A 12,458-nucleotide genomic window follows, 5' to 3' on the forward strand; every position below is an offset into this window, starting at 1 on the left:
CCGTCGCGTAGTCGTGCAGACGATCGTCGGGGAGGGAAAGGCTCTTAGCTGTAGTCATGGTCATCGATCCTCTCGTGGCGCGAAAAGGAGGAGCGGTGGGCGCTGGCGGAATCAGCCGCAGGAGCAGGCCACCACATGCGGGCCGCAGCGCGCGGTGTGAAGACGACTGTTTGACGGCGTGGTGGCGCTTCGGTGAAGGCGCGACCAGCGGCGGTGGGCGGCCCGCAGCAGGTGCCAGGGGCGGCACACTACTGCCGGCGTCGGGTAGAGGTTTGGATGTTCGATCGCGGTGATGGGTGGGCGTTCACCCAGGGACGCGACGCTGCTGCCTGGTCGGGATTTCTGCGCGCTGCGTCTGCACCAAGCGGTGAGCTGCCAGTACGGCATTCCCCCCGCGATTTCGGGCCAGTCGGCGGTAAGTGACCTATGCCTTAACGATCTAAGGCGGCGCGCATAACCCTTGTCAAGAGACGCATAGTCCCTTATGTCCATCTTGACTGGAATTGCTTGACCGACATTGAGCCACCGAGGTCGAATGGGGCCATTTTCTGGCCATCGATATGTCACGTGAAGAGGTGTCATGTGCGATCTGGCAGGCCTGGTTCCTGTGAGCGCGAGAAACGCCACCGGACTGATCGAGCCAAAAAATTACATCCTTGACAGCAAGTTGTTCACCACCTGTAATGAGTGAAGTTGCAAAGCACACGAGTCACCCACGGCAAAGCGTGGAGAAAATATGCTCTCGTGGTACGTGAAGCGCGCGGTTCTTGCCACGCTGGTTACGGGCGCGCGACGGCGGCAATTGGTCTGGGCGCAGGAACGGATTTCGCAGCGCCAACCGCCTGGAACGAACATTTTGACTTCTCAGAAAATTGGACTGGCGGGTTTGCGGAAAAGAAGCGGCGGAGAAGAGTAAAGACCAGATGCTGTCGCCGCAGGCCAAGTGATAGCACTGGGCAGGATGACCCGGCCGCCGAAATCAGGCATCTCGCACTGGCCGGCGCCTGCGTCGGCCGATCGCCTGAATCGGCGTGAGGGCATCAAGGTCTCTCTCTGCTACGTTGCCCGCTTCTCCGGCGGGAGGAGAATGTGAAGCCGCACCGGTCGGGCCTCTTCAAGCTGTCGAAGGGCCCGGCGTTCGCGGGAAGGGCCGCCGAAATCATCGGACTGTAACTGGACCCGCCCGGGGGCGCTGTCATCTTGTCGGTCGACGAGCGAACCAGGCACAGGCACTGGACCGAACCCAGCCGGGGCTGAACCTTCGCCGCAACCAGTGCCGTACCCACGACTGCGGCACGGCACCACGAACCTATTCGGCGCGCTCAACGTCGGCACCGGCCGGGGAACCGGCGTGGCCGCTGGCGCGACGGTGCCGAACGTCCGCTCACCCGACCGGGACATGCTCCGCCATGTCCGCCCGCCGCGTCAGCTGGAGGAAGTACATGCCTGATCTTCGTCCGTCGCCCCTCGCACCCCAGTCGACGGCGAGCGCCGCCATGCCTGGCCGGGTCCTGGTCATCGGCTCCGGCTACATCGCCGGGCACATCGCCGCCCGCCTCACCGGGCTCGGCACCGAGACGGTGATCAGCTCCCGGCGTGCCCCGGTCACCCCCGAAAGCCGCGGTGTGCGCTGGACCCACGTCGATGTCACGTCGGGACCGCAGGTGGCTGCTCTGATGGATGCCATCCAGCCCGACGCCGTTGTGGCCGTACATGGCCCGTCCGACATCACTTGGTGCGAGGCACATCCCGAGGAGGCGTGGGCCACCCACCACGGCGGCGCCCGCAACATCGCAGCCGCGCTGGACGGTCGGCCCGTCCTGCTGGTGTCGACCGACAACGTCTTCCCCGGCGAGGCGGAGAGCCACGGCGAGTCAGCACAGACCCGCCCGGCCAACGCCTACGGTCGGGCGAAGCTCGCGGCCGAGCGGGAGCTGCTCGCCACCTCTTCCGCCCTCGTCCTACGGGTGAGTCTGGTCTACGGTTGGGAGGACTGCGGCCCGCGACCCAACTTCCTCACCAGCGTTGCTCGTTCGCTGATGCGCGGGGAACGGCTGCGGGTTCCCGATGACCACTGGAACACGCCTGTTCTCGTGGAGGACGTGGCCGCGTGGGTGGCGACGCTGGTGAATTCCGGCTGCACCGGGACGCTGCACCTCGGCGGGCCGCGCCGCATCGGCCGAGTCGACTGGGCCAGGCACATCGCCCAGCAGGTCGGCGCGGACCCCGCGCTCATCGTGCCGACACCGCGTGTCGGCACTGCCTATGCCTGTAGGCCGCGCAGCGCCTGCCTGCACAGCGAGGTGGCCACGCGGTTGCCCGAACTCCAGCGCCACCGTCCGGTCGACGTCCTCGAAGCCACCCACTCCCTGATCCTCTGATGCCACCACCAGCCCCCTGAACCGAATACGCACGTTCTGTCCACTCTGGTCGACCCGCTTCCAGCCCTCGACCCATGAATGGGGTACCCGTGACCGGATCTGAGATCTTCCTCGCCAGCAAACGCGCGGCGATCACCTACGACGCCGACCCCGCCACCGGCGAACCTCGCGCCTGGCTGGCCCCTGGCGGCACCGGCAACGTCGTCGCCGAACAGGCCGGCGTCCTCAACATCACCTGGATAGCCAGCGCCGACTCCGAGGACGACCGCCGCGCCTCGGCGCGCGACCCCGACGGCGTGACCATGGAGCTGCACTCCGGCCGGAAGATCCTGGTCCGGCTCATCAGGCACGACCCCGCTGTCTTCCGCAACGTGCAGAACTTCATGACCGCCAACCTGATGTGGGCGGCCAACAACTACGGCTGGGACCGCTGGACCCAGCCGTCGTTCGGCTCCGAAACCCGCGAAGGCTGGGCGGACTTCGGCCGCTTCACGCAAGACTTCGCTGACGCGATCCTTCAGAGCTCGGCCCAGTCGCCGGACCCCGTCTACCTCGTCCACGACTACCAACTGGTCGGGGTCCCCACGCTGCTGCGCGAACAGCGGCCGGACGCGCCGATCCTGGTCTTCGTGCACATCCCGTGGCCGTCGGCCGACTACTGGAGGGTGCTGCCCAAGGAGATCCGCACCGGTATCCTCCACGGCATGTTAGCCGCCACCACGATCGGCTTCTTCGCCGACCGCTGGTGCCGCAACTTCCTGGAAAGCGTCGCCGATCTCCTGCCCGACGCCCGGATCGACCGCGAGGCGATGACCGTCGAGTGGCGCGGCCACCGCACCCGACTGCGCACCATGCCGCTCGGCTACAGCCCGCTCACCCTCGACGGCCGCAGCCCGCAACTGCCCGACGGGATCGAGGAGTGGGCGGACGGCCACCGGCTGGTGGTGCACAGCGGGCGCACCGACCCGATCAAGAACGCCGAACGCGCGGTGCGCGCCTTCGTCCTGGCCGCCCGGAACGGCGGACTTGAGGAGACCCGCATGCTGGTGCGGATGAATCCCAACCGACTGTACGTGCCGGCCAACGCCGACTACGTCCACCGGGTGGAGACCGCCGTCACGGAGGCCAACGCCGAGCTGGGCCCCGACACCGTGCGCATAAACAACGACAACGACGTGAACCACACCATCGCGTGCTTCCGCCGGGCCGACCTGCTCATCTTCAACTCGACCGTCGATGGCCAAAACCTCAGCACGTTCGAAGCGCCGCTGGTCAACGAACGCGACGCCGACGTCATCCTTTCGGAAACCTGCGGCGCAGCCGAGGTCCTGGGCGAGTACTGCCGCACCGTCAACCCCTTCGACATCGTCGAGCAGGCCGAGGCTATCTCCGCCGCGCTCACGGCCGGGCCGCAGCAGGCAGAGGACGCTGCCCGCCGCCGTCGCGACGCTGCCCGCCCCTGGACGCTCGAAGCGTGGGTGCAGGCCCAACTGGACGGACTCGCTGCCGACCACGCGGCCCGCACGACAACGGCTGGGCGCCTCGACGCTGCGACGGCCATCTCGGCACGAGCGGACCTCTGACCGCCATGACCACGGAGCGCGCTATGACAACGACAGAACGCCTCCCTGCGCCGCAGGAGGCGGCGCAGTTCCAACTCGGCGACATCACGCTGGTGCGCGGTGAGGGCATCCGCTCCTGGGATGCCGAGGGACGTGAATTCCTCGACTGCGTCTCCGGCACCTTCAACCTGCTGCTCGGGCATAACCACCCAGAGGTGATGGCCGCCGTACGGGAACAGACCGAGCGGCTCGTCTTCGCCAGCTCGTCCTTCCAGACCGAACCCACCAACCGGGTCATCCAAGAACTGGCCGCCATCAGCCCGCCCAATCTCACGCGGGTCAACCTGCGCAGCTCCAGTGGCTCCACCGCCAACGAAGGCGCCATCAAGATGGCCCAGCTTCATACCGGCCGCCGCGACGTCATCGTGCCCTTCCGCGCCCACCTTGGCCAGAGCCTTGCGACGGCGAGCCTCAACGGCACCACCAAAATGCGTGCGCCATTCCCATACCGCTACCCCGGCGGCCTTCACGTGCCGGACCCCTACTGTTTCCGCTGCTTCTACCGGCAGACTCCCGAGAGTTGCGGCATGCTCTGTGTCGACCGCATCGAGGACTTCATCACCTATGCCAGTTCCGGCAGCGTGGCCTGCGTAGTGATCGAGCCGATCAGCGGCGCCGGCGGCAACATCGTCCCACCCGACGGCTACCTCCAGGAGCTGCGCCGATTCTGCGACGAGCGCGAGATCGTGCTCATCTTCGATGAGATCCAGACCGGGCTGGGCCGCACCGGACGGATGTTCGCCGCCGACCACTTCGGTGTCCAGCCACACATGATGACCCTCGCCAAGGGGCTCACCGGCAGCGGCCTTCCGATGGCCGCCATCCTCACCGAGGAACGCATGGCCGACTGGGACCGTAGCCTGCACAGCTTTACCTACGGCAGCCACACCCTGTCCGCCGCGGCCGCCCTGGCCACCCTGGAAATCATCCAGCGACCTGGCTTCCTGGAGAACGTACGAGCCAGCGGCGACGTGCTCCTCGGCCGACTGCGAGACCTCCAGAAGGACAACCCCGTGATCGGCGACGTCCGAGGGGTCGGCCTGATGATCGGGGTGGAGCTGGTGGAGCCCGACGGCACCAAGGCCGCCGCCCGCGCCAACGCCTACCAGCAGTCGCTCCAAAACCACGGCGTCCTCACCCGTGTCTCCGAGCACGGTAGCGGCAGTACGATCGAACTTCGCCCGCCTCTCATTCTTACGCCTGCCGAGGCCCACACAGTCGCCGATCGGTTCGGCGAGGCACTGGAGGCCATCGCATGAGAGTGACCCTGGAGGAGGGCGAGCCCCGCCTGCGCCGTTCGCCACCGCCGTGCCCGCGCGAGGACCCCGGCGTACTCGTCAACATCGAACTGGCCGGGCTGTGCCGCTCCGACCTCAAAGAGGTGGCTGGTATCCGCCACGGTCCCAGCCAGTTCGGGCACGAACTCGTTGGCACCATCTGCGAGTCCACTGTCCCCGCACTCGCCGAAGGCACTCGCGTCGTCCTGGACCCGAACGTAGTGGTAAACCGGGGCACCGGGTTCGCCGACCACATGTGGGCGGCGGGTCCGGCTGAACTGCTGCGGCACGCCCTGCAACCGGTGCCGCACGGCCCGGCGGCCCGGCGCCTGGTCTTCGCCGAGCCGATCGCCTGCGCACAGCACTGTCTGGGCGCCATCAAGCGGCAGGTCGGCGGCCTGCAGGGCGCCCAAGTCGCGGTGGTCGGTGCCGGGACCGCCGGGCTTCTTATCGCGGCGCTCGCCGAACGAGCAGGCGCCCGAACGTCGGTCCACAACCGGAGCCGCGCCCGGATGGATGCGGCCCGCAAGGCCGACCTGCTCGACGTACCCTGGATGCTCTTCGGCGAACCGACCGGAGGCAGGGCGGACGTAGTGGTGATTGCCACCAGTTTCGTGCTGCCCGCCGTGCTGGACGAGGCGCTACGCCTGGTCGCGCCCGGTGGTTTGTTGCTGCTGTACGGTGGCACCGCGCCAGGTGACCGGCACCGGGGGCTGGAATGCGACCTGGACCAGGTGCGGCGCACCGGAACCATCGCCGCCTGCACCTGGCAGGGCCACTCGCTTCGGGTGGCCGGCAGCTACGGGACGGACCCGCAGGATTTCGCTGCCGCGATCGGCGACCTCACCGACGTCGTGGCACCTCTGCGCGCTGAAGCCCTGGTGGCCGCCGAAGTGGACCTGCCAGGGCTGCTCGGACTGCTGCGGACTCCGGACGCCCTGGGACCCGGCAAGATCGTTGTGCACCCCGAATCCTCCTGACGGGATACCCATGACGGCAGGTGCGCCCCCCTGGCAGCCCTCCTGCCGAGGCTGCTGTGCACCCGGGCACTGCCTGCCACCCGGGGACCACCGGCGAAGGTCTTTGCTGACGGCCGTTCGCTGATGCCTTCGGTGTGCAGGGCCCCGGTGTCGCCGCTCGCGGTGCTGTCGCTGGTTACGGTGCTGCGGTTCGCCGAGGATCTGACCGGTCGGCAGGTCGACGTTTTACAGGTCACGCAATCTGCCGCCACGGTCCAGAGGACCTCCATGCTGGACGGCCCACCGACGTGATCACTGGAGAGCGGAATGCGGGGAAACTCGCCGTTCCGTTCAGTTAGGGCCGCCGGAAAAGGGCCCGGGCCACGGGCACCTCGTCGGCGGCCTACTTCACTCGGTAGGGCGGCGTGGAGAAACGGGCTGGGAGGACTCCCAGTCCGCGCGCCCCGCGCCGACCCCCCACGACTCGCCCTGGCCGACGAGGCCGCCGAGTTCGTCGCGAAGCCATGAATCGACGGCACCCTGGCCGGCTACCAGCTCCTGCTCGACCTGCTGGCCGACCCTGGCGACCCGCATGCTCGCCTCCATCCCTCTCTCTGATGAAGAACGCGCCGCGGTGTCGGTGCAGTGTCCATGTCCCAGGTAACCGACATGGCCCAGCGCTGGGGGACCATGGTGATCCCATCCTCACGGAAGGTGGCGACCGGATGGACCGCGCCGTGCCACGTGAGGATGGGAGGATGGGGAGGAAGAGGACGGCTACTCGGCTATCGCGAGCAGCTTGCGGTGAACCGTGGTCGGCAGGAGGTCATCGCTTCGTATTCCTCAGGGCGAGCGGATGCCGCCGGCTCGGATTCTCGAGGGAGAGGGCGGCATCAACGATGCCGATGTGGGAGTAAGCCTGCGGGTAGTTCCCGATTTGCCGCTGCTGGTGCGAGTCCCACTCTTCGGCCAGCAGACCGACGTCGTTACGCAGGGCGAGCAGACGCTCGAACAGGTTACGCGCCTCGTCGGCACGGTTGATCATCGCCAGATCGTCGACCAGCCAGAACGCGCAGACGAGGAACGCCCCCTCATCCCCGATCAGACCGTCGCTGCCGGCGCTGTCCCCCTCGGTCGGGTAGCGGTGGAGAAACCCGTCAGGAGTGGAGAGCTCCCGCTGGATTGCCTCGATGGTGCCGATGACGCGCTCGTCGTCGGCCGGCAGGAAACCGAACTGGGGGATCAGCAGCAGAGCGGCGTCCAGCTCCCGGCTGCCGTAGGACTGAGTGAAGGTGTTGCGGTCGGGATCGTATCCGTTCTCGCACACCTCCTGGTGGATCGTGTCACGCAGGACCTTCCAGTGATCCACGAGGCCGTCCGCGTGGCCGTCTTCGATCAGCTTGATCGCGCAGTCGACCGCGACCCAGGCCATGACCTTGGAGTGCACGAAGTGCCGGTCAGGGCCGCGGACTTCCCAGATGCCCTTGTCGGGCTCGCGCCAGTTCGCTTCGACGAACTGGACGAGCTTGATCAGCAAGGTGTTGCTGGTCTCGTCGCGCTCGAGGCCGAGGTGCGCCGCCAGGAGTAAGGCCTCGATCACCTCGCCGTACACATCGAGCTGGCGCTGGTTGGCGGCGCCGTTGCCGATGCGTACCGGGGTCGAGTTCTCGTAGCCGACCAGCCAGGGCAGCGTGGTCTCGGGTATCTCCCGTTCTCCGGCGATTCCGTACATGATCTGGAGGTTCTCAGGGTCACCGGCGACCGCGCGCAGGAGCCAGTCCCGCCAGGCGCGGGCTTCGTCGACATAGCCCGCCCGCAGGAGGCACGACATGGTGATCGCGGCGTCCCTGAGCCAGACGTAGCGGTAATCCCAGTTGCGGCCGCCACCGATCTCCTCGGGCAGCGAGGTGGTCGCCGCGGCGACGATCCCTCCGGTCAACGGGTTCGTCAGGGCCTTCAGTGTGATCAGGGAGCGGATCACAGCGTCGCGGTAGGGGCCGCTGTAGGTGCACTGGGAGGCCCAGTCCGCCCAAAACTTCTCCGTGTCCTCCTGGATCTGGAAGACCTGATCGGTGTCGAGGCTGTCGGGCGGGACGGCGTACGAAGGCTGCCAGCTCAAGGTGAACGCCATGCGCTCGCCCTCGGCGAGCGTGACGCGGGAGTGGGTGGTGAGCGCTTCGCTGTGCGTCTCCGCTTCCGTGTCCAGCCACACCGCGTGGGGGCCTGCTACCGCGCGGATCCGGTCGTCATCGGTCCTGTGGGCCCAGGGCACGACCTTGCCGTAGTTGAACCGCAGGCGCAGGGTCGACGCGGCGGTGACGGTGCCGCGGACGGCTTCGACGACCCGGATCAGACGTGGAGCCCCACCCTCACGCGGCGGCATGAAGTCGGTGACGCGCAGGGTACCGGTCGGAGTGTCCCACTCTGTTTCCAGGAGCAGCGAGTCACCGCGGTAGGTGCGACGGTCGGCGGTTGGGCTCAGGCCGCTGGACTCGGCCGGGCCGATGTTCCAGGAGCCGTTGTTCTCGGTGCCGAGGAGCGCGGCGAAAACAGCCTGGGAGTCGAGCCTGGGCAGGCACAACCAGTCGATCGTCCCGTCGCGGCCGACCAACGCCGCTGTCTCCAAGTCGCCGATGAGTGCGTAATCCTCGATATGCCCAGCCATGAATGTCCGTTCTTCTGGGGGTGACCCAGCGTCGAGCCACCACGGTGTAGTAGTTCCTGATTCGGCCCCCGCGCGGCGGGGCAACCACAGATGTCGATCAGCGCGGCGTCGCCGGGCCACTGACCGGCTGCCGGGACAGCACCCGGCGCAGCCGGGAGTGTTGCTCGCAGTCCGAGGCGAGCACCGATCCGGAAAGGATCTCGGCATTGGCCAGTTGAGTCAACGCGATCTCGCTGACGGAGCTGAAGGTGTCCGGGTCCTTCAGTACGGCCTGCGCCTCCGCGCAGCCCGACACGGCCCAGATCCCGTGCTCGTCGAGGCGGACCGCCGGGCCCAGCGACCGCAGCACCGAGTGGGGTGCGGGTCGTCAAGGACCGGCGATGAGGCGGGCATGCATGGTGGTTCTCCTCTTCAGGCGGTCGTGGGGGGGGAGGTGACAGTCGATCAAGGAGATGGGCCTGGAGTTGCCAGCATCCGGGTCGTCCTGGGTGTCGATCTTCATCAGGGTATCCGAGTTCGGGAGCCTCGCAAGGGTGGTCGGCGCTGTTTAGGGGGTGCCCTGGTCGAAGGCATTGACCGCGACGAGGAACGGAAATTGGGCGGCGCTCGAAGGTCGATGCTGGCGAAGCAGGCAGCGGGGTCGTGGGTATTGATGGTGATATTTGAACCTGGCTCTGTCCGAAGTTCCCTGAGGGTCATGGCTGGGTGAGGATGCGGGTCCGGAGGAGTTCGAATGAGGCCCGGCCGTACATAGCTCGCTTGAGCGTTTTAACCTGATTCACGTGTCCTTCGATGGCTCCGGAACTCCGGGGGAGGGTGAGGCCGGCGGTGGCGGCGCCGAGGTCCGGGCGGAGGAAGCCGGCGAATCCGCTCATCGGCTTGGGCACGTCCTGCTCGGCCTGGCGGAGATCCGCTGTTGGAGAAGGTGTCCGCGCTGGTGACGCACGAGATCGGCGAAGGCGCGGGCGACGTCGCAGGCCCGGGTGATGTCGGGGCAGGCGAGCCGGACCGCCATCAGTGTCGCCATGACAATGGCGCTGATCGCGCCGCGTGCCATGGGCTCCCACATGAACCAGAAACGATCCTGACCCGGGGTACCGAACACGTACACGGTGAGATCGTCGTCCAGCGTGCCCGCGTCATGTCACCACTGGACTCGGCCGGTCCGACGGTCCAGTATGTTGATGGAGGGCTGGAGCGCGCCCTGCTCAACAAGCCCACCACATCCGCCAATTGGCCTCCGACCTGCGGCGGGAGTGCTCGGTCCTCGGCATCCTGCAAAGGGTCCTCGGACAAGGGACGCTGGCTGCCCCCGGCCGGTGATGCACCATGGCTTCTCACTCCGTCAGGTCACCGTGTACGCCCAGCGACACCCGCCGGGTGGTCGGCTCATAGGACCCGGTCCGGCCACTGTCGGTCAGGGACGAGATGAGCGATTGGTCGTCGGACAATGTGGGTGATTGCGTGTTCGGTAACGACCTCACACGGTTCAGCGAGGCGATATCCGCGACCAGTTCCGGCACACTATCCACCAGACGCTCGCAGCGATGGCACGACATCGAGGTGGGGGCTGAGAAGCCCGGCGCGGAGGAACGGCTCGAGCAGACGGTCACCGAACTCGACGAGACCGTTCGGCACATCGCCGGACGCCGCGAGAACGGTACCGTGAGCGACCACGGCCTGATCGACCGGCAACTCGCCCCCGCAGGAAAACAGCCCAGGGGCGGCCCGAACCGGGAGGTGTCCGTGCGCAGTTCCACCAGGATGCGCTCCCCTCTCGTCCCGCACGAGCAACCGCACTCCTCCCCGAGGTACCTCGTTGCGCGGATTCGGATCATCGTCACCCGGAGACCCTCCTCGGTGAAGGACCAACCGGCTACGGCTTCCGACACGTCGAAGTTGACGTACTCCGGCACCGCCCGGGGATCGCACTCCGTAGCGGTCGGGGGCGAGTTCCCGCGCCATCAGGGCATGCGGCAACTCCTGGTGTCGGAGGGTGCCGAGGAGTGTTCCAGTCCACGCCGTACGAGTTCGGTCAAGGGCGGCGCGCCGCTCAGGTCGGTACGCAGGACGTACGGCGTAGCGAAGTGGCCGACCGAGTGCAGTAGGTCACTGCGGTGGCGGTTGCTGATCGAGCCCATGATTACCACGTCGCCGGCCTGGTCCGGGCGCCTGCCGAGGGCCAGACGGCGTCGGCGAACGACGTCCTTCAAGACAGCAGCGAACACGGCCGTCAGGGGGGCGCGTTGCCATCGCGCGGCCTGTCGCAGCCGGGTGCCATCCAACGATTCGATTACGGCCCGGCGCACCAGGAGCTGACGGCCCGACATGGGCCGTTCTGCGTCGGCCGCATCGGACTCCCGCAGGTGGGAAAGGCGAATCGCGCCGACTCCGCCGAGCTTGAGGAGCACCGTATGCACGCGATCGAAGCTCTGGAGGACATGCTTCAGCAGAACTGACGCTCTGCGACGCCGTCCGCAGCCAGGCAGATTCGCACGGGCTGTCGCCCTGCGTTCCGCCCTTGATCTCCTCGTTGAGGGCCTGGTAGCGGCACGGGCCCGGCATCTGGGCCACGATCGCCAGACGATCCGGGACTACCTGAACGGGAAGACGGTGCCAGGCGAGCGTTGCCAGGCGCCGGATGCGTTCGTACCGTTCCTGGACTATTGCAGGCAGCGGATGGCCGATGGCCCTCACCTGTGGGCGACCACGCTGTTCGACGAGGTGCGCGAGCTCGGCTATCAGGGCGGCTACTCGACGTTCACCCGGGCTCTTCATCGGTTTGAGGTGCGGCCGCACTGCGAGCCGTGCCACGGCGCCAAGGGCCGCGACGTCGCGGTCATCAACTGGTAAAGAGTTGGGTCTTGACAGGCACATGTTTTAACTGGTGCCCTTGCTTTCAACATCGCTCACGGCTGTAATGCGAAGCTGGAGGGCAGAAGTGGACGACATCGACGCCGCGTTATGCAGCGATGAGATCAATCTGCACTACCAGACGATCGATCTGAACGTCATGAAGCTGGCTCTGAATAGCAACATTCCGAACCATCCAGCTGGCGACTACTTCATACGCTCGCAACCGTCCGGGTCGGTCGATTACCGGGTGGACTGCATAGAGGTCGACTCCGCCAACATTCCTCCTGAGGAACTGAACGCCCTGTCGGACAGGACCTACCACGGGACGCAATTCCGAACCGGCTATGGCCTGTTCGGCCGTCGACTGGAGAAAGTGGTCTTGCCGTTCGCGGTCAAGCATCTGCTCACAGTGCACAGCGCCGAGACCGATGCTGTCCATCTCAAGGCCGCTGGCTTCGTCGACCACACCGGCGGCACCGGCAAGAGCGTCTTTCTCGCCCAGGCTTGCCGCTCCGGTATCTCGAACGCTTCGCCGCCGCCTGCCATCTCGAACGCTTCGCCGCCGCCTGCCAGCGCATGCAGACCGCGCTGCGGGACCTGGCGGCACACAGCCGTCTCTTCGTGATCGACACCGGAATGGTCCTTCCGCGTGGACGTGACGCCGTGCTGGCGGCACTGACTTCGTGAATGACACCAAC

General features: G+C 67.0%; 10 protein-coding genes and 1 pseudogene. 7 read left to right on the forward strand and 4 right to left on the reverse strand.

Annotated features, from left to right (window positions below; genetic code table 11):
• The first annotated feature begins 1,442 nt into the window (after positions 1–1,442).
• From ABZ370_RS35235 to ABZ370_RS35250, 4 genes are all read left to right on the forward strand, one after another.
• Positions 1,443–2,381, forward strand: coding sequence for a sugar nucleotide-binding protein (locus ABZ370_RS35235; RefSeq protein ID WP_358629564.1), 939 nt, complete (start codon positions 1,443–1,445; stop codon positions 2,379–2,381).
• Positions 2,382–2,470: 89 nt separating this feature from the next.
• Entirely contained in the window at positions 2,471–3,964 is a 1,494-nt protein-coding gene (locus tag ABZ370_RS35240; protein WP_358629567.1) for a trehalose-6-phosphate synthase, read from the forward strand.
• A gap of 23 nt (positions 3,965–3,987) precedes the next feature.
• Positions 3,988–5,262 (forward strand): aspartate aminotransferase family protein, encoded by a 1,275-nt coding sequence (locus tag ABZ370_RS35245; protein WP_358629570.1) that lies wholly within the window; start codon positions 3,988–3,990, stop codon positions 5,260–5,262.
• Positions 5,259–6,260: a medium chain dehydrogenase/reductase family protein gene (locus tag ABZ370_RS35250; RefSeq protein ID WP_358629573.1), complete on the forward strand. Its 1,002-nt coding sequence runs from the start codon at positions 5,259–5,261 to the stop codon at positions 6,258–6,260. Before ABZ370_RS35245 ends, ABZ370_RS35250 begins: the two co-directional genes overlap by 4 nt.
• A gap of 387 nt (positions 6,261–6,647) precedes the next feature.
• Here the strand turns inward: ABZ370_RS35250 and ABZ370_RS35255 are convergent, their stop codons facing one another.
• The 4 genes and pseudogenes from ABZ370_RS35255 to ABZ370_RS35270 form a co-directional block, all read right to left on the reverse strand.
• The gene (locus ABZ370_RS35255) at positions 6,648–6,833 is read right to left on the reverse strand and encodes a hypothetical protein (protein ID WP_358629576.1); all 186 of its coding nucleotides are present in this window, start codon (positions 6,831–6,833) and stop codon (positions 6,648–6,650) included.
• A gap of 232 nt (positions 6,834–7,065) precedes the next feature.
• Positions 7,066–8,904 carry a glycoside hydrolase family 15 protein gene (locus tag ABZ370_RS35260; protein WP_358629758.1) on the reverse strand — a complete coding sequence of 613 codons (1,839 nt, stop codon included), beginning with the start codon at positions 8,902–8,904 and terminating at the stop codon, positions 7,066–7,068.
• 97 nt (positions 8,905–9,001) lie between these two features.
• Positions 9,002–9,253 (reverse strand): hypothetical protein, encoded by a 252-nt coding sequence (locus ABZ370_RS35265; protein ID WP_358629579.1) that lies wholly within the window; start codon positions 9,251–9,253, stop codon positions 9,002–9,004.
• A 672-nt stretch (positions 9,254–9,925) separates the two neighbouring features.
• Positions 9,926–10,036: pseudogene (locus tag ABZ370_RS35270) on the reverse strand (ATP/GTP-binding protein); the annotation flags it as partial.
• 985 nt (positions 10,037–11,021) lie between these two features.
• Between ABZ370_RS35270 and ABZ370_RS35275 the strand changes: the two are divergent.
• The 3 genes from ABZ370_RS35275 (at position 11,022) to ABZ370_RS35285 (ending at position 12,385) form a co-directional block, all read left to right on the forward strand.
• Positions 11,022–11,363, forward strand: a complete 342-nt coding sequence (locus ABZ370_RS35275) for a hypothetical protein (RefSeq protein WP_358629582.1) — start codon at positions 11,022–11,024, stop codon at positions 11,361–11,363.
• Positions 11,364–11,583: 220 nt separating this feature from the next.
• Positions 11,584–11,757: a hypothetical protein gene (locus ABZ370_RS35280; protein WP_358629585.1), complete on the forward strand. Its 174-nt coding sequence runs from the start codon at positions 11,584–11,586 to the stop codon at positions 11,755–11,757.
• An 88-nt stretch (positions 11,758–11,845) separates the two neighbouring features.
• Positions 11,846–12,385: a hypothetical protein gene (locus tag ABZ370_RS35285; protein WP_358629588.1), complete on the forward strand. Its 540-nt coding sequence runs from the start codon at positions 11,846–11,848 to the stop codon at positions 12,383–12,385.
• Positions 12,386–12,458: the final 73 nt, after the last annotated feature.

This window comes from Streptomyces sp. NPDC005962 (genome assembly GCF_040629205.1).
Lineage (GTDB): Bacteria > Actinomycetota > Actinomycetes > Streptomycetales > Streptomycetaceae > Streptomyces.

What these genes read in the sequence shown, in the direction of transcription:
- ABZ370_RS35255 (WP_358629576.1), bottom strand. Translation starts at nt 6,833, where the DNA reads ATGCGGGTCGCCAGGGTCGGCCAGCAGGTCGAGCAGGAGCTGGTAGCC.
- ABZ370_RS35250 (WP_358629573.1), top strand. Translation starts at nt 5,259, where the DNA reads ATGAGAGTGACCCTGGAGGAGGGCGAGCCCCGCCTGCGCCGTTCGCCA.
- ABZ370_RS35245 (WP_358629570.1), top strand. Translation starts at nt 3,988, where the DNA reads ATGACAACGACAGAACGCCTCCCTGCGCCGCAGGAGGCGGCGCAGTTC.
- ABZ370_RS35280 (WP_358629585.1), top strand. Translation starts at nt 11,584, where the DNA reads ATGGCCGATGGCCCTCACCTGTGGGCGACCACGCTGTTCGACGAGGTG.
- ABZ370_RS35260 (WP_358629758.1), bottom strand. Translation starts at nt 8,904, where the DNA reads ATGGCTGGGCATATCGAGGATTACGCACTCATCGGCGACTTGGAGACA.
- ABZ370_RS35235 (WP_358629564.1), top strand. Translation starts at nt 1,443, where the DNA reads ATGCCTGATCTTCGTCCGTCGCCCCTCGCACCCCAGTCGACGGCGAGC.